Below are 871 nucleotides of genomic sequence, written 5' to 3' on the forward strand. Positions count from 1 at the left end.
GATGGACTTGACTCTGACATTGCTTTAATCTGTAACAACCATCTAGATATTTTCCCTCATCCTTTCCTTTTTAGGACTACCGCTTCATGGGCGGATTGAGCAGTTGCCTGTTCGCGATGACGAGTAGTTTTCTTAGGGACGTTATCAGGATCGTGCTTTGATAGCCATTCCTTCACTTCAGCACAAAACTCAGGAGCGAGACTAGTGCTATCAGTACGGTGATAGGTAATCAATCCCTTACGACCGTTCGGCAAATCGACACCCTCAAACAACTCCTGAGCCACCTTCATCGTCTCTTCAGGCGATAGCCCTAATCTTACTGAGGCAGCTTGCTGGAGTGAACTGGTAATGAAAGGTGGTAATGGTGATTTCTGAGCAGTGACACCCGTAGCTTCGCGAACGACATGGGGATGAGTACGCGCCACTTGAATAATTCTGGTAGCTTCCGCTTCTGACAATACCCGTTTTGACTCCACCGTAGATTCCGCATTCACTTCCGCCGCATCATCGGTGACATCCTGATCATCAAGCACAGGCTCAATTTCACTATTCCCCGCATAGAAGGCAGTGAAGCCTTCGGCATATTCCGTCCATACCGACCAGTAAGTAATCGGCACAAAAGCAGTAATCTCGCGTTCACGCTGGCAGACAATATGCAAAGCTACCGACTGCACCCGACCCGCCGAGCTACCGCCACTAGTACGACGCACAAGTGGCGAAACCTTAAACCCAATCAACCGATCCAAACATTGTCTCGCTCTCTGAGCCGAAATCAAGTTCAAATCTAACTGATGAGCATTGGCGATCGCCGCTTTAACCGCCGTAGGCGTAATCTGGTTATAGACAGCGCGTTTAGGATTGCGAAGATGGA

Annotated in this window: 1 protein-coding gene; it reads right to left on the reverse strand. The window is 49.0% G+C overall.

All coding sequences use genetic code 11. The features are described from left to right. Nucleotides 1–56: 56 nt before the first annotated feature. Nucleotides 57–871, reverse strand: an 815-nt coding sequence (locus PSE7429_RS23005; protein WP_009629816.1) for a DNA topoisomerase, incomplete at its 5' end; no start/stop codon positions are given.

The sequence above is a fragment of the Pseudanabaena biceps PCC 7429 genome (assembly GCF_000332215.1).
Classification (GTDB): Bacteria; Cyanobacteriota; Cyanobacteriia; order Pseudanabaenales; family Pseudanabaenaceae; genus Pseudanabaena; species Pseudanabaena biceps.